Source organism: Paenibacillus sp. FSL H7-0942 (assembly GCF_045040715.1).
In the GTDB taxonomy this organism is placed as follows: Bacteria; Bacillota; Bacilli; order Paenibacillales; family Paenibacillaceae; genus Paenibacillus; species Paenibacillus amylolyticus.
On the sequence record NZ_CP150279.1, the window covers coordinates 3,562,365 to 3,586,872 of the forward strand.

The window sequence follows — 24,508 nt, forward strand, 5'->3', positions numbered from 1 at the left end:
CGGCAAAGCAAAAAAACCAGTGAGCTTTAATTATTCACTGGTTTTTGCTGATTTCAATTTTCATTTTTAAAAGAATACGCGCGTTGTTTATCCCATACATGACTATCTCGGCAAATTGTAGGTAATCAGATTGTTATATTTATCCGCATGTTTCTGTTCGTCCAGGATGATCCCCCACACCGTGTCTTTATATATGCCATAAGGGAGACCAAACCATATTTTTCTATACTTTTCCACGGCCGCCAATTCACCCTGAAACGCCTTTTGCAGTCCGGCAAGATAAGAGGTGACCGTTTCAACCGGCTCACTGCTTATGCCCGTAATCTCCTGACCTGTCAGATCCTTGTACATTTGGCGGAACATTTGATTATGTCCTCGTTCATCATTGCGGATGCTCGTGATGATGGCAGCCTGATTGGCATCGGGCGACAACTGAATCAGTGAATCATAGAACACCTCATCGTTTCGTTCTCCTTGCACAGCCGTTTTGATTAATTCAAGTGCTTCGGCTGATGATGTTGCCCATACCGGAGTAAAAGTGTACCTGTAACCATAAGGATATGCCACATACATTACGAATCCCTCCAAGACAAATATGAGTTAAGATATGCACGTATGCCCATCAGCGTTAACCCATATCATCTGTCCTGCCTTATTAGTGGAAAGCTTCAGTAAAACTTCACTTGGTATACCTCAATATTTTACTGTAACCATAAGCAAGAACAAATGGCAGGAGGTATGACACAAAGGTCCAAATTATGTTCCATCCATTAAAATAAATGACATGCCCCATCATTTTGGCAACCCATTCGATTAATGTCAGCGACAATGATGCAACAAGAATCGCCAACCATGGCTTGGCGCCTTTTTCTGAAATCATATACATCATCAGGCAACCAGCGATCGGATAGACTCCAAGATCCATTGGAAGAGCAGCCAAGGATTGATTATGAGTATTTGGCATAATATTCCAAAAGTAATTAAATCCGATATTGTTGATGGATGCTGAAATAGCCACACCAAGTGGATAATATAGAATAAGGATTGTAAAGTTCCGACGCAGAATCCATACACCCAATATAATGGGAATGACCATACCCAACAGAATGTTTCCTAACATGCCATTTTCCTCCAAAGCTTTGTTACTTCTGTAGTTTCACTATAAGCCGCATCAGCATTTATCGGATTTCTCTCACTTCAATACAAGTGGTGTTGTATAAGTTAACCAACTCCATGGGATATAATGCATATTAGCAAATTCGAAATAGGCTTGTGTGAGTCCAAACGTTAAAAAGGCCGCTTATCCAACAAGGGTAAGCGACCTTTTTTAGCGCATTTAGTAAACTTACATTAATGCAGTTTAAATTCGTTTAAAAACGGAGCAGCTTATCCACATGATTCATATGTTCCAGATTACGAATAAACTCGTATCGTTCTTGTTTTGTTCCATTAAATGGTGTTTCTAAAAGAAATTGATTGAATTTCTGTTCAAGCATATTCCAGCCAAACGGAGTTTCCATATCGCCTAGAGGTACAGGCATCCACCGTTCATATATATTGCCATCATGTGTTGTTATAACAACATGGGCAGCGCAAAAATGAGTTGGATGATCAGCCAGATATTGCTGCACTTCATCATCCAGGGTTACTGTAATTTTTTGCACCAGTTCCTGAACCTCCGGATCGGTAAAGCTATTGAATATTAATTCCTCTGAGTCCATACGACCGTATTTGAGAGCCACGGCTGAAGTGAATTGTGTGCTGGCCTGTGCTCCGATTGCGGTCTTAGGCTTAGGATTCGTCAGACGATATACAAATGAAGAGGTCCTCACATCAACAGACTTGATCTTGGATGGTGTTAAACTATAGTCTTCGCGAAGTTCCAACATAGCATCCAGAGTGGCGTGTAATCCACGCTGGCAGGCATGACGTTTGAAATAAATGTAAGTCACTTTAAAATCAGTTCCCAGTCCTTCCAGCACATGACTTGTGTCACAATGCCCGCTTGTTCCTTTGAAGGCCTGGAAGAATCCATATTTTCCTTCCAAAGCTGCATCAGGACCCGTGAAACCACAGGATGCCAGTCTCACGGCCCTTAATCCGGTCAATGCCGCCCAGCCACTGCATAAAATTTTCCCTGAAGTTCCATCATTCTGATATTCAATCAAACCTCCTGTGAACAGAGAAGCAATCCCCATCGCATCCTTGGTCTGCTTGGCATCTGCATTTGTTAATTTACTTACCAAGGCCGCTGCTGCGACAGCGCCGCATACCCCGGTAGCATCAAATCCTCTTTCCCGGTACATAAATGGATTGATCGCTTCGCCTAACCTAGCATATACGTCATAAGCCGCAACAATGGCGGTGATCATCTGTTTCCCATCGTTTCGGTGGAGCTGAGCCATACTTAGCAGGAGCGGAACAAGCACAGATCCAGGGTGGCCCATGGCGTGGCGATAGCCGTCATCCAGGTCTGCACAACGTGCCATCATGGTATGAATGAAGACAGCATGATCTGTGCTAGTGCGGACATCCTGTTCACCAATCAATGAGACCAAGTCTTCATTTTTAATAATAGAGTCTGCCAATCTTGCGTATTCCAAAATACGTTCACTTGTTTCAGAGTATCGACCAAATACCATATTACCGTAAGAGTCCAGTATTACCTGTTTACCTACTTCGATAGCCCTCTCGGAGAGATCATCAAATTGAAGACGGGTTATGTAGTTGGCAAGTTCTACATTCATATGATTCACAACAGTTCACCTCGTTATTTTGACTTCAATCCGCAAATACACGGGAAGTTTACATAACAGAAATATAAAGTTGTCATGATGTTGAACTCAAGCACAAGTTAACTGCACTAACTCAACTTTTGTATGCACATAAGTAATTGAACGCCAATATGATTCAATTGCTTTGATGTAATGAAGGGGTGCAATAACGTTTGACTATTTTTTTAAAATCCTCTACGTAAGAGGGGAAAATTTTAGATTTGTGATAGATCAATGCGAGCGGGTGAAGATAGGAAAAATCAGCGATTGGAAATACATGAAGGTGAGAATTCGTATGATTAGACTCATTTAATGCATGAATCCCTGAAAGATACATCGTTAATGAAAAACTGGCCGCGTAATCCTCAGCACACAAAAGGTGATGGATATCCGGTTGCGTCAATTCGTTAATACAATGCAGGGATATGTTACGTTCAGCGAGATGTTTATCGAGCAAAATACGGGAATTGAAGTTTTTCTTATTCAGAACAAAGGGGACATGTTGAAACAGACTCAAATCCGCGCCCTGATTAAATGTTTCGATGCACTCGGGATATTGATCAGGGAAATACTGCTTGAGCAAATTGTCCGAGATCACCATGTACATCTGCTCAAGCAGAATCGTTTCATACTTTACATTTTGCGTTACGATATTGTCCACACCCGAGAGGAACAGATCCAGTGAATTGTTTAACACCATCTCCTGCATTTGCGGTGAGGTTGTACGATGAATTTTAAGCTCCACTTTGGGATGCAGGGCATAAAATTCTTTTAATAATTTCGGCACGATAATGGGATAGCGCCCTTCGGTAACGCCAAAATGAATCGTGCCTGACTTATCCTCTTTAAGATCAGTAAGTTGATTCTCCATGTTTTGATCCAGCAGCTCAATTTGACGAAGCGTATCTTGCATAATTTTCCCCGCTGCTGTCAGCGCAATTTTAGGTTTTCTTTCGAAGAACGCAACACCATGTTTTTCTTCCAAGCTTTTTAGGTATTTGCTGAGTGATTGATGGGAAATATATAGTCGTTTCGCTGCATTGGAAATGTTTAACTCTTCGGACAGAACCAAAAAATATTTATAGTTATTAAGCATGCATACCTCCTGAGGTAATCTTCTGTGTGACTCTGATGTAAACACTATAGATGCAACACGGTTAAAGATCATCATACTGCAACTATTAGTTACATACAAGCAATCTAAATGTGCTTTGGGGTTGCGAATATCTATGATAAATTATGAATGTATTCACGATGTCCATAGCGGTGTAAGCGTGAGCAATATGCAAATGTCTGCTCCAAAATATAATTAACAGGAGGTTATGTGCGTGAGTAAAGTTGCAGTTCTATTAGCAGAAGGATTTGAAGAAAGTGAGACCCTGACGATTGTTGATATTTTGAGAAGAGCACATATCGAATGTCACATGATTAGTACAGCGGGTGAAATGGTTTGTGGTAGTCATGACATCGTGGTCAAGGCTGATGCGCTTATCAGTGAAGATGTTAAAACTTACGATATGATCGTACTTCCTGGAGGAATGCCTGGGGCCGCTAATCTTCGTGATGATGACCGTGTAATTCAACTTATTCAGGAAATGAATCAGTCCGGCAAATATGTAGCAGCCATGTGTGCAGCACCTCTTGCACTAGGCAAAGCAGGTGTGTTGGAGAACAAAAATTTTACCGCTTATGTAGGTTATGATCAGAAAATTGAAACGAGCGGTACTTTTAAAGAAGATATTGTTGTTAAAGATGGAAATCTGATTACAAGCCGTGGCCCTGCGACGTCTTATGCTTTCGCTTTTGCATTAGTGGATGCCTTAGGCGGAGACAGTATGGCTGTCAAAAATCGTATGGTTTATTTCAATGCATTTGATGCTGAATAGGAGGGAACTGAAATGACGAATAAAGTAGCAGTATTGATGGCGGAAGGTTACGAAGAGGGAGAAACGCTGACGATTGTTGATATTTTGAGAAGAGCTGGATTAACCTGTGACACGTTTTATTTTGGCGATAAGCTGGTTAAGGGCATGCACGGCATCTTTGTAGAAGCAGACAAACCTTTTGGCGAAGAAGTAAAGCAGTATGACATGATCGTTCTGCCGGGAGGCCGCCCAGGTGGACAAAACCTGAAGGTAAATCCGGATGTGATTGACATGGTGCAGTACTTCAATCAGAACAATAAGTACATTGGCGCAATGTGTTCCGGTACGGTGGTACTGTCCGATGCAAAGGTCATTGAGGGCAAACAGGTAACAGGTTATGTAGGGTACGCTGAGAAATTGATTGGCGGCATCTTCAAGGATGAAGTCGTCGTAGCTGACCAGAATCTCGTTACAAGCCAAGGGCCTGCAACACCTTATCCATTTGCATACAAAATTGCAGAAATCTTCGGCAAAGATACATCAGGCCTACGTGAAAAGATGTTATACAACTTTGCCGGAGGCAAGTAAAGACAGCTAAGAGGGCGGGGGAATCATATGAAAACAGAGGAATTGGCTAAGGAGATTATCGCTAACATTGGACAGGATAATATTACGTATGCCACGCATTGTGCAACCAGATTGAGATTCAACGTAAAAGATGAGTCTCAGGTTAACTTGAAAGCGCTTGATCGACTGGAAGGTGTCCTGCGAGCCCAGTTTAACAGCGGTCAGTTACAGATCATCATTGGCGCAAAAGTGAAAAGCGTTTTTGACGCAGTAAGTGAAAAGCTTGACTTGGAAAATCAGGACATTGAAGTGAAAGCAGTACAACAAAAAAAGAATGTGATTTCCCGAGTCGTGGAAACGGTGGCAGGTATATTCGGGCCAGTCATTCCAGTGTTGATTGGGTGCGGTATGGTGAAGTCTGTGCTTGCAATCCTGACGACAATGAATCTTCTTGAGACAACAAGTGGTGCGTACCAAACCTTTAGTCTGATTAGCGATCTTATTTTCTATTTTTTCCCCTTCTTCCTTGCAGTCAGCGCGGCCAAGAAGTTCAAAACCAACGAATATCTGGCTGTGGCCCTTGCCGGGGCTTACATGTATCCCACCATTATGGAAGGTGCAGCAAAAGTGGCAGAGACGGGTGTTACCAGTTTAAGCTTTTTCGGCCTTCCATTATTGCTCGTGAACTATAAATCAACGATCATTCCGATTATTATTTCGGTTTGGGTGATGAGCTACGTTTACCGGTTTGTTAATAAGCGAATACCCGATATGTTTAAAATTTTGTTTGTGCCGATGATTGTGTTGTTCATTATGGTTCCACTTGGATTAATTGTTTTCGGACCTTTAGGAACCTACTTCGGCAGTGGAGTTGCTCAAATTGTAACGTATTTGTATACGGTGAATGGCGTCATTGGTGCATTTTTATTTGGAACATTCAGACCCCTTCTAATTATATTTGGCATGCATTACGCGATTACTCCAATTAACAGCCAGCTGATTGCTGAATATGGATACTCGGTAATTTCACCTGCGAACTTGACTGGAAATCTGGCTCAAGCCGGGGCATGTATTGGTGTATTCCTCTTATTGAAACATAAAGCGAGCAAATCCAGTGCTTTATCCAGTGGTGTAACGGCGATGTTTGGTATTACCGAACCGGCTATCTTCGGATTCAACCTTAAGTACAAGCGTCCTTTTATCTGTGCGATGCTTGCAGGAGGTATCGGAGCAGCTTACATCAATTTCTGGGGTGGAGGAGCAACGGCTCTGATTCTGCCAGGTATCCTGGCCTTGCCAACCTATATCGCTGACAGTTATATACACATCATTATCGGGATAGCAATCAGCATTACGCTTGCACTGGTTGCCGTCTTGATCTGGGGAATTGAAGAAGAGATTCCAGCTCCAGTTACTGCAAGTGTTGGCAATGGAACAGATGCTTCTGCTGCCGCTAATGTGATTACGTCGACCTCAGAATCCCATGCTTTGACTCGACCAACCGGAACACTAATCATTGGCTCTCCGATTAACGGGATAGTTAAAAATATAACTGAAATCGACGATCCCATCTTTGCTCTGGGGAGCGGTGCTGCAGTTGAATCAATCGATGGCAAAGTATACGCGCCATTTGACGGTAAAGTTGTATCGCTGTTCCCAACCAAACATGCCATTGGACTGATGTCGAATGAGGGTGTGGAAATGCTTGTTCATGTAGGGATAAATACAGTCAAGTTGAAAGGAAAGCATTTCACGGCTTATGTGCAGCAGGATCAGGTGATTAAGCAAGGAGATCTGCTGATCGAATATGATCATGAAGCTATTCGGGCAGCAGGATTTGATACGGTCGTGCCCATCATTATATCGAATACTTTTGAATATCAGAGTGTTGAGCAGATTGCTGAGGATCGGGTTGTCCAAAACGAAGCACTGTTACGCATTCACGCTTAGAGGTGGTAAATATGAGTAAATTATCTGAAGACTTTCTTTGGGGAGGCGCTGCAGCGGCCAACCAGTTAGAAGGTGGATGGAATGAGCGCGGCAAAGGAGTCAGTGTTGCAGATGTCATGACAGCAGCAACACATGGCTTGGAGCGAAGAATTACACAGGGAATTGAGGAGAATGTATATTACCCTAGTCATCAGGCTAGTGATTTTTATACAAGATACAAGGAAGATATTCAGTTGTTTCATGAGATGGGATTCAAATGCTTTCGAACCAGCATCGCGTGGACACGGATATTTCCAAACGGAGATGAGACGGAACCGAATGAGGAAGGTCTGCAATTCTATGATGACTTGTTTGACAGCTGTTTGGCATACGGGATTCAGCCAGTAGTCACCATATCTCACTTCGAAATGCCATATCATCTAGTGACGGAATATGGGGGATGGCGCAATCGTAAATTGATTGACTTTTATTTAAACTTCTGCGAAGCAGTCTACACCAGATATCGGACAAAGGTTAAGTACTGGATGACGTTTAACGAAATCAATATGATTGTGCGCAAGCCATGGAAGCCAGGAGGCATTCAGTGGAACGATGGGGAAAACAAACTTCAGACCATGTACCAGGCTGCGCATTATATGCTGATAGCCAGTGCCAAAGCAGTCAAGCTTGGTAAAGAGATCAACCCGGACTTTATGATCGGCGGCATGTTCCTTCATCCAACATCATACGCAGCTACATGCGACCCTGATGATGTGCTTGCCCAGGTCAAAAAACTTCAACAAGCTTACTTCTTTCTCGATGTACATGTCAGAGGCAAATATCCACGCTCATATTATGGGTTCCTGAAGCAGCATCAATTGGAAATTGAAACTGCTCCTGAGGATGAATTGATTCTGAGAGAAGGAACCGTAGATTATATCGGATTCAGTTATTACTCCAGCTCTGTCGTTATGGCTAATCCAACCGATCAGGACAAGAGTGAGGGGAATGAAATAAGCGGTTATAAAAATCCGCTCTTGCCTGCCAGTGAATGGGGATGGCAAATTGATCCGGTAGGTCTCCGGATTACATTAAACTGGCTGTATGATAAGTATCAGATCCCGCTATTTATTGTAGAGAATGGTTTAGGCGCAGTGGATACGCTCGAAGAGGATGGGTCAGTGCATGATCCGTATCGGATTGATTACCTTAGACAGCATGTGAGTGAGATGAAAAAAGCCATTCTGGAAGACGGGGTCGAAGTGATAGGTTACACTCCTTGGGGTTGCATTGACCTTGTCAGTGCCGGAACAGGAGAGATGAAAAAGAGATATGGCTTAATCTATGTCGATAAAGACAATGATGGGAAGGGTTCATTAAAGCGAGTTAAAAAAGATTCTTTCTACTGGTATAAAGAATGTATTAAAAGTCAAGGGAAGATAATATAACACTTCGTCAAGTACACGAATGATCAATTAAAAGCCCTTGTCTCCATCGGCAACAACTGGAGACAAGGGCTTAAGCTTTTTCAAAGTTTTACCGAAATTTATTAGGGATTTTTTTTACTGGTGCTTGCTGAGAATATCAAATATGATCTTGGCATTATCTGTGTTGTCGATCAAACCGGCGAAGCGGTGACTTGCCGGACCGTAGGCATAGACCGGAACATCTTCACCTGTATGTCCACCTGTTGTCCAGCCGGTATATGAACTGTTATCAATAATCGCTTCAATAGCATTATCAATCTTTGTTACATCCGCACTTTTGGCTGCTTCGTTCACCGATTGAATCTCTTCAGGTTTCAACTCCAGTTTGAGATAACTTTTCAGTGTTTCTTCAACCGAAGCACCTTTTGCAATTTGTGCTGCCATGAAGTCAGGTGTGCGCAGTGCAGCTTTGATTGGATCTACGAAGAAGTTGTATTCTCCGTCTTTTCCAAGCGTAAGTCCACCCGTGGAGTGGTCGGCAGTAGCTACGACAAGTGTTTCACCGTCTTTTTTGGCAAAATCAATAGCTGCCTGAAATGCTGCTGCGAAATCATCCATTTCACTCATCGCGCCAACGATATCATTATCATGTCCTGCCCAGTCGATCTGGCTGCCTTCGACCATTAGAAAGAATCCTTTGTCGTTCGAACTGAGGCGATCAATTGCTGTATTGGTCATCTCAGCTAATGATGGAGTTGCAGCAGTACGATCAATCAACTTGTCCAGCCCTCCGTCCGCAAACAGTCCAAGAACTTGTTGATTCTTATCCGCAAGGAGAGAGGAACGATCCGTCACATAGCTGAATCCGGCCTTCTGGAACTCCTTCGTCAGATCACGACCCTCGCGTACAAAATTGGATTTCCCTCCACCCAGAAGTACATCCACCTTATGCTTGCCATTAATCAACTCATCATAATAATCGTCCGCAATTGCATCCATATTTTTTCGACTGATATCATGGGCACCAAATGCAGCTGGTGTGGCATGAGTGATCTCCGATGTAGCCACGAGTCCGGTGGACTTGCCGTTTTCTTTGGCCTGCTCAAGTACGGTTTTGACTTCCTTCTGCTCAGGGTCAACCGCAATGGCCGCATTGTATGTTTTTACACCCGCCGACATAGCCGTTGCTGCGGAAGCGGAATCCGTTACATTTTGTTTATCATCATCCGGATAGGTCATTTGTGCTCCAACCAGATAAGGGTCGAATACGGTTTTATCCATGCCCTTCGTCGAAGGATCATCTTTCATATAACGGTAGGCGGAAGTATAAGAGGTCCCCATGCCATCCCCAATGAGGAAGATGATGTTCTTGATTTGTTTTTTCTCCACACTTACAGCTTGAACCGCACTTGCTTGTCCTGCAGACAAGAGAGTAGAAGCCGATACAGCCAGAGTCAGCGCTACCGCTGGTAATACTCTTTTGGATAATTTCACAATGATTCCTCCTCGTAATATCTCAACAACAAAAATGAATGCATGAATCTATATTCATTTGTTCATCATTAAGAAGATTAGCATTTATATGTAAATGAAAACCAAGAACTTTGTATACCTGAGGTAAAATAAACATAATAAAGGCGATGTGATAATTCTTTGCATGAGGAGCAAGTCAAACATTCCAATTAGGGCATATGTTTCCGGCGAAAGATTCACATGATCTTTTACATACGAGATTACAAAAATATACTCATTCCGCTGTTTTTGAAGTATGATACAACATAAGTAGAACGCTTTCATTTTTATATTACTGTTAGTATACAATCAATTTCATTTTCAGGAGGCTCTTTACCATTGACCAAAACAACTCCAAATTATGATGGGTATCTCTTTGTACATTTTATTGGCGAACAACCAGACGGAGAGCAGGTTTATTTCTCCTATAGCGAGGATGGTCTTCACTGGAAGGACCTTAATGGCGGATCGCCTGTGCTGTATTCCGACCTTGGAGAAAAGGGGGTACGGGACCCGTTTCTGGTTCGTTCAGTCAAGGATAATAAATTTTATCTGATTGCTACGGATCTCCGCATCGCAAGCGGCAAAGGATGGACTCATGCCGTTAATGCCGGGAGCCGTGACGTAATTATATGGGAATCCAGCAATCTCGTGAACTGGTCATCCCCATGGAACGTTACACTAGGTGTGGAGGGCGCTGGATGTGTCTGGGCACCAGAAGCTGTGTATGATGAGATGGCAGATGAGTTTCTTGTATTCTGGGCTTCTGCGACGCAGGAACCACAGGAGCAAGAACGAAAACAAAAAATATACAGTGCTCGCACAAAAGACTTTCGTACGTTCTCTGCATCGGAAAAATACATCGAGCGGGATAATCATATTATTGATACAACGATTCTTCCTGCGGATGGCTCTTATTATCGATACTCCAAGGATGAAACAACCAAAAACATACGGGTAGAAAAAGGAGACTCTCTCGACAAAGGGGCATTTGTTACACTTCAAGCTCCGGTACTGGAGGCTATGGCAGGTGTGGAGGGACCTCAAATCTTTAAATTCAATGACCGGGAGGAATGGTGTCTGATTGTTGATCGATTTGCTGAAGGCAAGGGTTATCTTCCTCTGCTGACTACAGATCTGGGAAGTGGAGAATTCCGAATCGTCCCTGATGGTGAATTCGATATGGGAACGACTCAAAAGCGGCATGGAAGTGTCCTGCCAATCACAGCTGAGGAGTGCAGCCGGCTTCTCGCGGCTTTTGGGGATGGTCATCAGGTGCTTCCCGGACAATATGCCGATCCTGATGTCGCACAGTTTGGGGATCGCTACTATATGTATCCAACAACAGATGGCTTCGAGGGGTGGTCGGGGACACAGTTTAAGGTGTTTTCTTCTTCAGACCTGAAGCATTGGCAAGACGAAGGCGTGATCCTTGATCTGGAAACAGAGGATGTCGCCTGGGCAACCGGTAATGCCTGGGCGCCGGCAATTGCCAGTCGAAACGGAAAGTTCTATTTTTATTTCTGCGGAAAAATGCGGAACGGAGAGAGTGCCATTGGCGTTGCTGTAGCAGATACACCGATTGGTCCATTCCTGGCCGAGTCGCAGCCTTTAATCACAATGGAGCAGTTGAAACGTCTGGGCATTACTATGGGTCAAGCGATTGATCCCTCCATCTATATCGAAGATGATGGAAGACCGTATCTGCTATTTGGCAATGGACATGGTGCCATTGTGGAGCTTGGTGAAGACATGATAAGTGTCGTGGAGGACACAATGAGCAATCTGGCGGGCTTGCATGATTTTCGTGAGGCGGTAACCGTGTTGAAGCAGGGTGGACTATACCACTTTACATGGTCCTGTGATGACACAGGCAGCGAAGACTATCATGTGAATTATGGTACGGCAGAGCAGCTATATGGTCCAATTACCTATCGATACCCAATCCTGAGCAAAAATGTGGAGAAGGGCATGCTGGGCACAGGTCATCACTGTATATTTAATGAAAATGAAACCGGTCAACTACGGATTGCCTATCACCGTTTTGTAACGCCACTGTCCAGATTCTCCTCTGGAAAGGGGTATCACCGCGAAATATGTATGGACCCGATTCTTTTTGGTAAGGACGGACTGATTCAGCCGGTCATACTCTAACATAAGATGTTCAATTAAATCACTATTTTATGAAGAACTGATACAGCATGATTGCCTGTCAAATGTCGCTTTTAGCGGTTTTGGCAGGCCTTTTTATCATCCACCTGGAACAAGCCAAAACAGTAGGGGTGAGCGTGTATGGAACTTATTAAACGCATTAACTCCAGAATACATTTGACAGGAGAATCAATAAATCGTATTATTACGATATAACGATTTAGGAGGAATACTTTTGAACACTCCCGCTTTTGACAGCAATAACATTAAACAGTTCGATGAACCAGCTAATCTGCTGAAAGCTCTGTCTCACCCCATTCGTTTATGCATTGTGCGCGGACTGATGATGAAAAAAAAATGTAATGTTTCTTATATGCAGGAATGTCTGGATCTTCCCCAATCAACAGTCTCACAACACCTCCAGAAACTTCGTAGTGCAGGTATTGTTGCTACGGAGCGGAATGGTCTTGAAGTGAACTATGTGCTTGCCGATCAACGGGTTGAACAGATTATCAAAACTTTATTTGAAAAGGATGATTGTGAATCATGAGCAAAAAAGTACTCATTGTTGGCGGTGTAGCTGGAGGTGCATCTGCAGCTGCACGTCTTCGCCGTCTGGATGAACATGCCGAGATTATTATCTTTGAGAAAGGGCCCTACATTTCATTTGCCAATTGTGGTTTGCCTTATTATATAGGTGGCTCAATCGATGATCGAGAGCGTCTGCTGGTGCAAACGCCAAAAGGGATGGCAGATCGCTTTTGTATTGATGTCCGTACAGGAAGTGAGGTCGTAGCTATCGATTCGCAGAAGCGAGTGGTTAAGATACAGTCCCAAGAGCGCGGTGCATATGAAGAAAGCTATGACGAGTTGATATTGTCACCAGGTGCAAAACCGATCATTCCCGATCTGCCGGGCAAGGAGAATCCACTAATTTATACCGTACGAAGTATTCCAGATATTGATCGGATCAAAGACCAGGTTAGTTCGTCTAACAACCAATCTGCGATCGTAATAGGCGGTGGGTTTATAGGCGTGGAAATGGCTGAGAATTTAAAGGAAGCTGGTCTGGATGTAACGCTGATTGAGGGGAACGCACAAGTACTCACACCCTATGATACCGAGTTAGCAGCCGCATTAGCACAGGAAATGGAGAATCATGGTGTAAACCTGCTGTTTTCCAAACGTGTTCAGGGATTTCATTCCCTAGAGCAGGGCATAGGGGTTGAACTTGCCGATGGTCATGTGTTGACAGCTGACATGGTTATTCTTGCGATAGGCGTAACGCCGGACACCTATTTTTTGAAAGATAGCGGCGTTTCGCTGGGTGCACGTGGACATATTATCGTAAATGAAGCCTTGGAAAGTAGTGTGCCACATATCTATGCTGTTGGGGATGCGATCGAAGTAACGGAAACCATTCATGGTACGAAGGCAACGATACCACTTGCCGGACCTGCCAACAAACAAGGCCGTATTGTTGCCGACCGTATCGCAGGGCTTCCTTCTACCTATAAAGGGACACAAGGTACGTCCATTATCAAAGTATTTGGAATGACCGCAGCTACGACAGGCAGTAATGAAAAAACACTACAGCGCCTGGGCGTGGACTATCAAACCGTTATCGTACACCCTGCTTCTCATGCATCGTATTATCCGGGTTCAAGCGCAATTACTCTTAAACTGCTGTTTACTCCTGAAGGCAAAATTTTAGGCGCACAAGCAGTCGGTTATGATGGAGTGGATAAACGAATTGATGATATTGCTGTAGCCATTCATTTTGGAGGACATGTCCGGGATTTAACAGAGCTTGAACTGAGTTACGCGCCTCCTTATTCATCTGCCAAAGATCCCGTAAATATGGCTGGATATGCAGCAGAGAATATGATTACCGGACGTGTTCAGACGTTCACCTATAATCAACTGGCTGATCGTCAGCCGGGGCGGTCGATACTTCTGGATGTACGCAGTGAAATTGAGCATCAAAATGGTCATATTCCGGACTCAATCTCTATTCCAGTTGATGAGCTTCGTCAACGTTTAGATGAATTAGACCCATCCAAAGAAATTTGGCTATACTGTCAAGTCGGCTTACGTGGTTACACTGCTTCGCAAATTTTGCGTCAGCATGGTTTTAGTGTAAAAAACTTGAGTGGTGGTTATAAAACATACCGTCAAGCCCAGTTTAATCCTGCTCCATTTACTACTGCAAAACAAGATCATCATGATTCTGCGGTGGACGTTAAGGAAAAGGAGTCTATTCCCACTGCCTTAACACAGCCGCAACGTATTGATCATGAGTTGAACGTCTGTGGATTAAGTTGTCCTGGTCCGCTAATTCAGGTTAAGCAGAAAATGGATAAACTCTCGAACGGGGAAACCCTTCGCGTGAAAGCTTCCGATCCAGGATTCTATGAAGATGTCAAAGCATGGGCGACAATGTCGGGTTCCACAATCTTGCAGTTGGAAAGACTGAAAGGCGGTACGATTGAGTCTGTCATTGTAAAAAATACAGCACAACCCGTATCGGATTCCCCCATCAGCGATCCTGCCAGCACGATGGTTGTTTTCAGTGGTGATCTGGATAAAGCGATCGCCTCACTCATTATTGCTAATGGGGCAGCAGCGAGTGGACGGAAAGTAACCCTATTTTTCACTTTTTGGGGATTGAGTATTATTCGTAAGCAGCAACCGCAGAAGTTATCCAAAACTATGATCGGCCGTATGTTTGATATGATGCTGCCTCGCGGGAGCCAGAAGCTTGGCATGTCCAAAATGAATATGCTTGGAGCAGGCCCGAAGATGATCCGTGGTTTGATGAAAAAACATCATGTGCCGTCGTTGGAGGAATTGATTGAGAGCGCAATTACACAAGGAGTAGAGATCGTTGCCTGCCAAATGTCCATGGATTTAATGGGAATTCAGCGTGAAGAATTAATAGATCAAGTCAAAATTGGTGGCGTAGGTTACTATCTTGGACAAGCATCACAAGCCAATCATAATCTGTTTATTTAAAAAAATTAGTAATGCTGAGCAGGATAATTGAATGCGTACCGAGAGAATGCCACGATGAGTGGCATTTTTTTGTTCAAAAATAATGAACGTTTCATTCAAAAACGGTTCTTTGACTTACATTTAACAGCAACATAGAGTGATGACAAGGACGGTGGTTGATTTTAGCTAGGCAAATGAGAAGCATATACACCCTTGACTTTCCCCTGTACGGGAAACTATATACTCGCATTATGTTAAAAGATTGGAGATGATATGTTGTTCAAAATCAGTGCGTTTTCCAAGCTAAGTAGGGTCTCATTAAAAACACTGCGTTATTATGACCAGATTGGCATACTTAAGCCGAGAAAGGTAGATCACGATACGGGTTACCGTTACTATTCCGCAGATCAGCTTCTCGAGCTTAACCGAATCTTCATTTATAAAGAATTGGGGTTCACGTTGCCACAAATCACACAGCTGTTACAGGAGCATATTACATTGGAGAATATTCAAGGCATGTTTAAGCTAAAAAGAAGCGAAATTCAGCAGGTTATCGATACGGAACAAGCCAAACTTGTCCGGATTGAGGAACGCATGCAGCTTATAGAGGAAGAGGGGCACGTCGAAACTGGGCAAGAAATCCGAATCAAAGAGGAAGGTGCTCGGCAGTTTCTTTTTCAGACAGGGTGCGGGAGGGAAGAGGAGATCCCGAGTTTATTTCATCAGTTTGATCAATCATTAACAAAAGAAATGCGCCAACTGATCAACGGACCTCAGGTTGTTTTGTGGAAAGAAATCGCAGGACAAGAGGAAGAGTTCGAGTTTGAAATAGGTTACTTCTTAAACTGTGAGCTGCGATCACCTCCCGACCCATTTCAACTGCGGACTCTTCCTGCCGAGCCCATGATGGCCACCATAGCTTATCGTTCCAATGCCACCTTTGCCTGTAAAGCCTGTGTTCATCTAGCTACATGGATTGAGAATAATAACTATCAGATCAAGGAGAACGGAGCTGGTAGGGAATTATATTTACCCTTATCTCAAGAACAAGATGTACAGTTTATAGAAATACAAATTCCAATACTAAATAGATAACTAGAGAAGACGGAGTGGATTAAAGTGAAAAATAAATGGATTATATATATCTTGGCATTGGCTGTTTTTCTGATTGGAACCCTTGAATACATTATTACAGGAGTCATTGAAATGATCGCCTCAGACTTGAGCGTATCTACTTCCGAAGTGGGTTTACTGGTGACTGTATTCGCTCTGGCAGCGGCCATTATCGCTCCGATTCTCATTGCAATTACAATAAATATGGATCGCAAGAAGTTACTGTTGTCCGCCCTCAGTGTGTTTATTGCCAGCAACGGACTTATGCTTGTTGACCTTTCTTATGAAACTTTACTATGGGTGCGAATTATTCAAGGGGCTAGCGGAGGAGTGGCTACCGTAGTAGCGATGGCCGTATCGACACGACTGGTTGAAAAAGAAAAAAGGGGCAATGCCATCGGCATCATTTTGATGGGGCTAAGCAGTTCGCTAGTGCTCGGTGTCCCATTGGGCACATTTTTTAGTGAAATGTTTGGATGGAGAGTTCTATTTATATTCATTGGATTGTTAAGTGTTCTTCCATTACTTATTATCTACAAAAAGGTTCCGGCAATCAAAGAGGAAGAAAAGATCACGCTCAAAATGCAGCTCTCCATTTTAAAAAATCCACTCATTCTGACTGCCTTGCTTATTACATTATTGTATATCGGCGGCTATTCGACACTGTTCACGTATATTACGCCTTTCTTGCAAGCTACATCCACTCTTTCTATGACTGAAATAAGCGGTGTTCTGTTTCTCGCGGGAATTTGCAGCTTTGTCGGATCAAAAGTGGGCGGACAATTGGCAGATGCAAAGGGATCAAAGTTTACAATTTGTCTAGGCCTTCTGTTACAAGGCATAACTCTTCTTTTGTTTGCTCTAGCTGGAGTTAATCTTATGATATTAATCTTGGTTTTAATGATTTTTATGTTAGCAACGTGGAGCATATCTCCGGCCCAGCAACTATATCTGGTTACACTGGCACCTCGTAATCCCGACATTGCCCTTAGCGTAAATACGTCATTTATCCAATTTGGTTTTGCACTAGGATCTGGATTAGGTGGGATTGTGATCAGTCGTACATCTGTCCTGTATTTAAATTGGTTGGGATTTGGAGCTGTAGGAATTGCTTTACTTCTTGCCATACTGCTATTTAAGAAATCGAGAAGCAGGACTGGAACTCCAGATCCAGTGTAATTTCAGTGATGGGTAATTCTTGCTTTTGAGTAAAATAAAAAGAGGATCTCTTCAGCATTCACTGCTCAAGAGATCTTTTTGGTGTATAACAAAGTTAATATTTTTGGAGTTAGATGTAAAATATGCTCATATATTATTCAATGGATAAATTTTTAATAACGATTAACAACCGGCAAAATTCTTTTCTGGACTGATCAGTTCAGATATGTTATATTTCTGAAACGGGAGGTGTTACTTATCGCCAGGACTAAAGAATTTGACAAAAATCAAGCGTTGCACGAAGCGATGCTGTTGTTTTGGAAAAAAGGATACGAGGCTGCTAGCATACCGGATTTACTAGAAGTGATGGGCATTAGCCGATCCAGCCTTTATGATACGTTTTCCGACAAGCAAACCTTGTACAGAGATGCCCTGGAGCATTATAAAAAAGGGAGTTCCAATAAGCAGACCATTCTTGAACAAGCATCAAACGTTAAAGATGGAATTCTTCAATTTTTTGAGTATCATATTGCTTCAGCATACGATACCAGCCTACCGGGCGGATGTTTTGTAACAAATACAGCTACAACATTGGAGTCACCAGATGAACAGGTAAATGTCTTGATACAGACTAGTTTTTCGGAGTTGGAACAAGCATTTTGTGAGCTTTTGGAGAAGGGCCAACAATCGGGAGAGATAGATAAAACAACAGATATCAAAACAGTGTCTTATTTATTGCTGAATTTACATCAAAGCATAAATATTATGGCCAAAACAGGTCAAAATCCAGAACGTGCAAAAGAGATGATTAGCTTTGTAATTACAGGGATATAATTTTTTTTAGCAATATTGGAATGATTGTTCCGTTATTATATTCCTCATATTTTGAAGGTGCCATTTGAAGAGTATCTGCAAGACCATAATTTTTTTAATCATTCTGGAACATTCATTCCGTTATCGAAACATTCCATCAACAATAAGGAGATGCAACCAATGAAGGTATCGTTTATTGGACTTGGAAATATGGGGCTTCCAATGGCACAAAACCTGTTGAAAGCGGGTTATGAATTAGTCATCTTTAATCGGACCCCTGAAAAAGTTGAACCGTTAATAAAACAGGGAGCACGTTATGTCCAAACACCACTAGAGGCAGCGAAAGAAAGCAATCTTGTAATTACCATGTTATCTGATGATGCTGCTTTGAGAGAGATTGTCGAGGGACCAAATGGAGTTCTGAACGGATTATCTGAAAATGGAATTCACGTATCTGCCAGTACGATCAGCGTAGATCTGGCTCGAAAATTATCCGCTTTGCATGCGGAGAGACACCAGCACTTTGTGTCTGCCACCGTAATGGGGCGCCCGGATGCCGCTAAAGCAGCTACATTGCGCATTATTTTAGCTGGTCCGGAACATGCAAGACAACGAGTACTTCCCATGTTAACAGTACTAGGTCAAGAGATATTTGAGATTGGGGATCATGGCGAAGAAGGTAACATTGTCAAAATAGGCGTTAACTTTCTAATTGCTTCAATGCTGGAAGCATTGTCGGAAGCGCAGCTCATGGTTGAAAAGCACGGCATTAAGCCGTCCCGATATATGGATGTTGTGAATGCTCTTTTTCAATCTCCGGTATATCAGAACTATGGAGCGATCATGACCGAACAGCGATTTGAACCAGCCGGTTTTAAAATGACGCTCGGGTTAAAGGATGTTGCATTAGCTATCGAGGCAGCCAAGTCAGTTCAAGCTCCACTCCCTTTAGGTCAGCTTATTCATCAACACCTCTCTGAAGGAATTACCCATGGTTATGGTGAGTTGGATTGGACGGCTTTAATCCGTTGTCTTGAGCATTCCTCTTAAGGAAAGAAAAATATAAGGAGAGATTAATTATGGAAATAGGTGTTACTTCATTCGTAGAAACAAAGCCTGATACTAAGACCGGAGTTGTGATGAGTCACGCACAGCGATTGCGAGAAGTCGTGGAAGAAATCGTCCTTGCAGATCAGGTAGGACTTGATGTGTTTGGCATAGGTGAGCATCATCGTGATGATTATGCAGCATCTTCACCAGCAATGGTGTTGTCCGCTGCCGCGCCCCTCACAAAACGGATTCGATTGACAAGTGCTGTGACGGTCCTATCTTCAGCAGATCCTGTCCGTGTGTTTCAGGATTTTGCCACGCTTGACGGTCTCTCCAATGGACGTGCCGAGATTATAGCGGGTCGAGGTTCCTTCATTGAGTCCTTTCCACTGTTTGGTTATAACCTGCATGACTACGAGGATTTATTTAATGAAAACATTGAATTGCTTCTTAAATTACGGGAATCCGAGAAAGTAACATGGAATGGAGGCCATCGACCAGCGATACATAATCTGGGGGTATACCCGCGTCCTGTTCAGAATTCTATACCTGTATGGATCGGTAGCGGAGGTACTCAGGAGTCTGCCATACGTGCTGGAATTCTAGGTCTGCCACTTGTTCTTGCAATTATCGGTGGTAATCCAACGAAATTTGCGCCACTTGTAGAACTGTATAAAAAGGCGGCAACTCATGCTGGTCATGATGTATCACAGCTTCGGGTAGGTTCACATTCTATCGGATTTGTTGCAGAAGATACAGAAAAGGCCGCAGAACTCTTTTTCCCGTCCACTCAGTACGGCATGAATAAACTCGGCAAAGAGCGGGGGTGGGCATATTACGATCGTTCCAGCTATGACGCTGCCCGCAGCTCTGATGGTGCGTTGTATGTAGGGGATCCGGAAACAGTTGCTCAAAAAATTATTCATCTGCGCAAGCATGTAGGAATTACACGTTTCATGATGTATGTTCCCTTAAGCACGATGCCACATGAGTTGGTAATACAGGCTATAGAACTGCTCGGTAAAGAGGTTGCACCGCGAGTACGAGAGGAAATTTCCAAGTGGGAAGCTGAAATGAGATAAGGATTAACTAAAAAACATAAATGAACGAATTCATTATTATATTTGGAGGAATTATCATGAGTATTGAGACACGTATATTACCAGAATTAAGAGAGGTATATTCACAATTTCCAGGGTTTGAATTGGAGAAAAATTTAGAGTGGAGCAGAAACTTAGTATCGGCTGCATCGGTGAAAAAATCAGAGCATGTAAACACAACTAGCCGGAAAATTCCGAGGGATGGAGGTGAGATGCTGGTCAAAATTTATGAGCCAGCCGAACGAACGAATGATTTACTACCAGCCATGTTATGGATTCATGGGGGTGGGTACGTGTTAGGACATCCAGATATGGACGACAAATTGTGCGAACGTTTTGTTCAGACAGCAGAATGTATTGTCGTATCAGTCGATTATAGGCTCGCTCCTGAGCACCCTTATCCTGCGGGGATTGAAGATTGTTATGCTGGATTGGTATGGATGACGGAGGAAGCAGCAATGCTTGGCATTGATGTTAATCGGGTTGCGATTGCCGGTGCTAGCGGTGGCGGAGGACTGACAGCAGCACTCGCGCTGATGGCACGTGATAAAGGAGGTCCGTCTATCATCTTCCAAATGCCATTGTATCCGATGTTAGATAATCGTAACATCACGCCATCTAGTCATGAGATTACAGAAGAGGGTTCAATCTGGAACCGAACGGACAACTTAGCTGCTTGGAATATGTACCTTGGTGATGAGAACGATGTCATTGAAAGTTCTTCTTATGCAACACCTTCTAGAGCAGAGAGCTTGGCCGGATTGCCGCCAGCCTATACTTGTGTAGGTCAGCTCGATCTATTCCGGGACGAGACGATGAAGTATGTGGCACGACTAGCACAAGCAGGTGTGGATGTTGAATTTCACCTCTATCCAGGTTGCTTCCACCTTTTTGAAATTCTTGCTCCAGAAACAGAAGTGAGTCAACGCACTGTTCAGGGTTATATGGATGCAATGGCTCGTGCACTTCATCCCAATAGAACCCTTAATTAAGGATTGATGAATCAGAACCTTTTAGGTTAAATAAAATTTATAATAGGAAACTTTATGTCAGAAGAAGTCACTAAATTAGTGACTTCTTTTGTTTGGAGATATAAGTATAGATAAATAATCCAAAAAGTTCGAAATGGGGTTAAGCTCCAGGATTCCAATCAGGAAGACTCTTGGATTTGGTCTTTCCAATGTAATCAATCTGTTCAATCCAGAAGTGATTATTGTTGGTGGAGGAATGTCGGCAGCCGGTGACCGCTTGCTGAATACAGTACGTGACACGGTTAAAAATCATGCATTGCATCTCTCATCCGGTGTATGTCCTATCGTACAAGCAAAGTTAGGTGGGCAAGCAGGAATGATCGGCGCGGCTGCATATGCAAAAAATAAGATGCCATTATAAGGTATCACAATATGATAATTGATCAATCATGCTTGAGAATATGTCATTGCATCATACAGTCTAAAACCTTAACTTAAAATGACAGCAGAGAACGCTAACAACCTCGATGACGTTTATACCGATTAAATGGCTAAAGTATGTAAACGCCTATTGGACAGAGTGGGAATTTTTCCATTGATCTAAGTACATCCCCCTTAAAAGTGAGATTTATATCCCAACTCTGTTAAGTCAGACGGGACACCTTCATGTCGTTTATGAAACTGTTTAGGCGAGGAACCGGTCATTTGTTTGAACTGCCTGCAAAAATGCTCGACATTACGGTAACCGCATCGATCGGCAATCTCTGCAACCGTATACAAATGATGTCTGAGATATTCTTTGGCCAAACGTATTCTGCTATGAATAACATCCTCCATACACGAGAGGCCAAACGATTTCTTGTACATCAACTGCAGGTACCCCGGACTGACGTTTATGATCTTCGCCATTTCTGATATTGTCCAAGGATGGCTGGGATGGTTATGAATTGCCGTTCGAAGCTTCAACAGAGGATAGTGCTGAGGACTAATATCCTCTTGGACACAAGACTCAAGCAATTTATTGAACAAGGTTCGCAGCAGGCAATTGATGGATGATTCCCGGTAATCGTTCTGAAAAGAATGCTCTGCAACAAGCAATTGGAACAGCTTATGACAGTATTCCGGATCATCCAGCGGGAAAGGTGTGCCTAGCGGAAGGGAGGTATCGGTTACAAACGGTTCATCACTTTCAAAACGAATCCAATCATTTATATAGCGCTCTGAACAAGCCCGATAATATATTTTTTGATACGGTTTGAAAAGTACAGCACAATGAGCCGGGTATTCCTTAAGTTGTCCATCAACCCAAAACTGGGCAGGGGTCTGTGTAATGACTAATAACCAGGCATCATGTCCTTCAGGGATATCAAAAACAAAATGATTCTGATGTACCGCGTCACATTCAACGTAAAAAATAGATGTCATGGTTCTTCCCCTTTATCTTTAAGTTGTAGAAAAGAATAACCCATACTCTACTTAAGCTATTTTCTATTATACGAGAGTTATCTTTATTTCATAGAACGAATGTACTATTACGATGATATGAGGAGTGTAGCTGGAATGAACAAGCAGGGGTTCAACCCATATCTTCCATCCTGGGAGTACGTACCTGATAGTGAGCCTTATGTATTCAATGAAAGAGTGTATGTGTATGGTTCACATGACCGTTTTAACGGACATGCCTTCTGTCTGAACGATTATGTATGCTGGTCTGCACCCGTGAATGACCTTGGGAATTGGAGAAATGAAGGGGTGATCTACCGAAAAACAGATGACCCGCTGAATCCGAATGGCCATATGTGTTTATATGCGCCAGATGTTACGCTGGGTCCCGATGGGCGTTATTATCTGTATTATGTGCTGGATAAGGTACCCGTTGTTTCGGTGGCTGTATGTGATGCACCTGCCGGTAAATATGAATTCTATGGTTATGTACAATATGACGACGGCACTCGTCTGGGCGAAAGAGAAGGGGACGAGCCCCAGTTCGATCCCGGCGTGATGACTGAAGGACAGCACACTTATTTGTATACCGGCTTCTGTGCGGCCGGAGACCAATCAAGACATGGCGCGATGGCCACGATGCTAGGTCCGGATATGCTGACGATTGTGGAAGAACCCATATTCGTAGCACCGAGCGAGCCTTACAGTGAGGGCAGCGGTTATGAGGGCCATGAATTTTTTGAGGCTCCTTCCATCCGGAAGAGAGGTGATACCTACTATCTGGTGTATTCCTCCATCGTTATGCATGAATTATGTTATGCCACCAGTCGATTTCCAAATAAAGGATTTACATATCAGGGCGTCATCGTAAGCAACTGTGATCTCCATATCGACTCCTACAAACCTGCTGACAAACCCATGTATTATGGAGGCAATAACCATGGCAGCATTGTGGAGATCAACGGAGACTGGTATGTCTTCTATCACCGTCATACCAATGGGGACGCATTCAACCGGCAGGGCTGTATTGAGAAGATATCTTTTGAAGAGGACGGCAGCATTCCTCAGGTGGAAATGACCTCCTCTGGTCCAAGTGGGAGACCGCTTGAAGGAAAAGGCGAGTACCCCGCATATCTTGCATGTAATCTTTTGACCAAAGATGATCAGAAGTACACTGGAGGTTTCGGGGCAGGAGCCTGGCTGGACAGCCGCTTTCCAAAGATCACCCAGGATGGTAGAGACGGTGATGAAGAAGTCGGATATATCGCCAATATGGTTGAATCCGCAACGGCAGGTTTTAAATACTTTGATTGCCGAGGAATTCGCCAGGTCTCGATCAAGGTACGGGGATATTGTCACGGGGTATTTGAGGTCAAAACCGCATGGAACGGTCCTGTCCTGGGTACAATCCCGGTACATTTCACCAATCATTGGAAACCCTATTCAGTCGAGATGACCATTCCGGATGGTATACAGGCTTTGTATTTTACGTACAGAGGTTCTGGAAGTGCAAGCCTTGCATCATTTATTTTAGCGTAATCCTCAAACACATGATCTGAGCAATCCAGACAAAACAAAACAGCTGCTGGTCATCCAGTAGCTGTTTTGTTGACCGATCAGCCTATGCGGCTCAGACAATTG

Annotated in this window: 21 protein-coding genes; 15 read left to right on the forward strand and 6 right to left on the reverse strand. The window is 43.3% G+C overall.

The window, feature by feature from the left end:
• Window positions 1-102: 102 nt before the first annotated feature.
• The 4 genes from MHI48_RS15850 to MHI48_RS15865 form a co-directional block, all read right to left on the reverse strand.
• Window positions 103-573, reverse strand: a complete 471-nt coding sequence (locus tag MHI48_RS15850) for a ferritin-like domain-containing protein (RefSeq protein WP_036671366.1) — start codon at window positions 571-573, stop codon at window positions 103-105.
• Between the two features lie 106 nt (window positions 574-679).
• Window positions 680-1,120 carry a CBO0543 family protein gene (locus tag MHI48_RS15855; RefSeq protein WP_036671368.1) on the reverse strand — a complete coding sequence of 147 codons (441 nt, stop codon included), beginning with the start codon at window positions 1,118-1,120 and terminating at the stop codon, window positions 680-682.
• Between the two features lie 250 nt (window positions 1,121-1,370).
• Window positions 1,371-2,747 (reverse strand): MmgE/PrpD family protein, encoded by a 1,377-nt coding sequence (locus MHI48_RS15860; protein WP_179086460.1) that lies wholly within the window; start codon window positions 2,745-2,747, stop codon window positions 1,371-1,373.
• A 163-nt stretch (window positions 2,748-2,910) separates the two neighbouring features.
• Window positions 2,911-3,870 (reverse strand): LysR family transcriptional regulator, encoded by a 960-nt coding sequence (locus MHI48_RS15865; protein ID WP_076327529.1) that lies wholly within the window; start codon window positions 3,868-3,870, stop codon window positions 2,911-2,913.
• Between the two features lie 232 nt (window positions 3,871-4,102).
• Here MHI48_RS15865 and MHI48_RS15870 point away from each other — a divergent pair, with 232 nt between their 5' ends.
• Genes MHI48_RS15870 through MHI48_RS15885 form a run of 4 tightly spaced genes read left to right on the forward strand, consistent with a single transcriptional unit; the run spans window position 4,103 to window position 8,583 of the window.
• Window positions 4,103-4,660 carry a DJ-1 family glyoxalase III gene (locus MHI48_RS15870; protein ID WP_076327528.1) on the forward strand — a complete coding sequence of 186 codons (558 nt, stop codon included), beginning with the start codon at window positions 4,103-4,105 and terminating at the stop codon, window positions 4,658-4,660.
• A 12-nt stretch (window positions 4,661-4,672) separates the two neighbouring features.
• Window positions 4,673-5,227: a DJ-1 family glyoxalase III gene (locus MHI48_RS15875; RefSeq protein ID WP_076327527.1), complete on the forward strand. Its 555-nt coding sequence runs from the start codon at window positions 4,673-4,675 to the stop codon at window positions 5,225-5,227.
• Between the two features lie 27 nt (window positions 5,228-5,254).
• Window positions 5,255-7,156, forward strand: a complete 1,902-nt coding sequence (locus MHI48_RS15880) for a glucose PTS transporter subunit IIA (RefSeq protein WP_076327526.1) — start codon at window positions 5,255-5,257, stop codon at window positions 7,154-7,156.
• 11 nt (window positions 7,157-7,167) lie between these two features.
• Entirely contained in the window at window positions 7,168-8,583 is a 1,416-nt protein-coding gene (locus tag MHI48_RS15885) for a 6-phospho-beta-glucosidase (protein ID WP_076327525.1), read from the forward strand.
• Window positions 8,584-8,697: 114 nt separating this feature from the next.
• Here MHI48_RS15885 and MHI48_RS15890 read toward each other — a convergent pair whose 3' ends face one another.
• The gene (locus MHI48_RS15890; protein ID WP_076327524.1) at window positions 8,698-10,059 is read right to left on the reverse strand and encodes an alkaline phosphatase; all 1,362 of its coding nucleotides are present in this window, start codon (window positions 10,057-10,059) and stop codon (window positions 8,698-8,700) included.
• A gap of 354 nt (window positions 10,060-10,413) precedes the next feature.
• Here MHI48_RS15890 and MHI48_RS15895 point away from each other — a divergent pair, with 354 nt between their 5' ends.
• The 10 genes from MHI48_RS15895 to MHI48_RS15940 all read left to right on the forward strand — a co-directional run bounded on the left by MHI48_RS15895 (window position 10,414) and on the right by MHI48_RS15940 (window position 21,845).
• Window positions 10,414-12,228 carry a family 43 glycosylhydrolase gene (locus MHI48_RS15895; RefSeq protein ID WP_036615513.1) on the forward strand — a complete coding sequence of 605 codons (1,815 nt, stop codon included), beginning with the start codon at window positions 10,414-10,416 and terminating at the stop codon, window positions 12,226-12,228.
• A gap of 232 nt (window positions 12,229-12,460) precedes the next feature.
• A complete protein-coding gene (locus tag MHI48_RS15900) occupies window positions 12,461-12,775 on the forward strand; it encodes a helix-turn-helix transcriptional regulator (RefSeq protein ID WP_036615511.1) in 315 nt (104 codons plus the stop codon).
• On the forward strand, window positions 12,772-15,240 hold the full coding sequence (locus MHI48_RS15905) for an FAD-dependent oxidoreductase (protein ID WP_076327523.1): 2,469 nt from the start codon (window positions 12,772-12,774) through the stop codon (window positions 15,238-15,240). The genes MHI48_RS15900 and MHI48_RS15905 overlap by 4 nt, the downstream gene beginning before the upstream one ends.
• A gap of 255 nt (window positions 15,241-15,495) precedes the next feature.
• Complete coding sequence (locus tag MHI48_RS15910) at window positions 15,496-16,314, forward strand: MerR family transcriptional regulator (RefSeq protein WP_076327908.1); 819 nt, start codon at window positions 15,496-15,498, stop codon at window positions 16,312-16,314.
• 24 nt (window positions 16,315-16,338) lie between these two features.
• Window positions 16,339-17,511, forward strand: a complete 1,173-nt coding sequence (locus tag MHI48_RS15915; RefSeq protein ID WP_076327522.1) for an MFS transporter — start codon at window positions 16,339-16,341, stop codon at window positions 17,509-17,511.
• 228 nt (window positions 17,512-17,739) lie between these two features.
• Window positions 17,740-18,324: a TetR/AcrR family transcriptional regulator gene (locus MHI48_RS15920; protein WP_245838046.1), complete on the forward strand. Its 585-nt coding sequence runs from the start codon at window positions 17,740-17,742 to the stop codon at window positions 18,322-18,324.
• Window positions 18,325-18,483: 159 nt separating this feature from the next.
• The gene (locus MHI48_RS15925) at window positions 18,484-19,353 is read left to right on the forward strand and encodes an NAD(P)-dependent oxidoreductase (RefSeq protein WP_036671398.1); all 870 of its coding nucleotides are present in this window, start codon (window positions 18,484-18,486) and stop codon (window positions 19,351-19,353) included.
• Between the two features lie 29 nt (window positions 19,354-19,382).
• A complete protein-coding gene (locus MHI48_RS15930; RefSeq protein ID WP_036615501.1) occupies window positions 19,383-20,435 on the forward strand; it encodes an LLM class flavin-dependent oxidoreductase in 1,053 nt (350 codons plus the stop codon).
• A gap of 56 nt (window positions 20,436-20,491) precedes the next feature.
• Window positions 20,492-21,445 carry an alpha/beta hydrolase gene (locus MHI48_RS15935; RefSeq protein WP_036615499.1) on the forward strand — a complete coding sequence of 318 codons (954 nt, stop codon included), beginning with the start codon at window positions 20,492-20,494 and terminating at the stop codon, window positions 21,443-21,445.
• Between the two features lie 133 nt (window positions 21,446-21,578).
• The gene (locus MHI48_RS15940; protein WP_036615497.1) at window positions 21,579-21,845 is read left to right on the forward strand and encodes an ROK family protein; all 267 of its coding nucleotides are present in this window, start codon (window positions 21,579-21,581) and stop codon (window positions 21,843-21,845) included.
• Between the two features lie 194 nt (window positions 21,846-22,039).
• Here the strand turns inward: MHI48_RS15940 and MHI48_RS15945 are convergent, their stop codons facing one another.
• Complete coding sequence (locus MHI48_RS15945; RefSeq protein ID WP_036615494.1) at window positions 22,040-22,849, reverse strand: AraC family transcriptional regulator; 810 nt, start codon at window positions 22,847-22,849, stop codon at window positions 22,040-22,042.
• A gap of 135 nt (window positions 22,850-22,984) precedes the next feature.
• On the opposite strand from MHI48_RS15945, the gene MHI48_RS15950 reads away from it, so the two are divergent.
• The gene (locus MHI48_RS15950) at window positions 22,985-24,406 is read left to right on the forward strand and encodes a family 43 glycosylhydrolase (protein WP_036615492.1); all 1,422 of its coding nucleotides are present in this window, start codon (window positions 22,985-22,987) and stop codon (window positions 24,404-24,406) included.
• Window positions 24,407-24,508 lie beyond the last annotated feature (102 nt).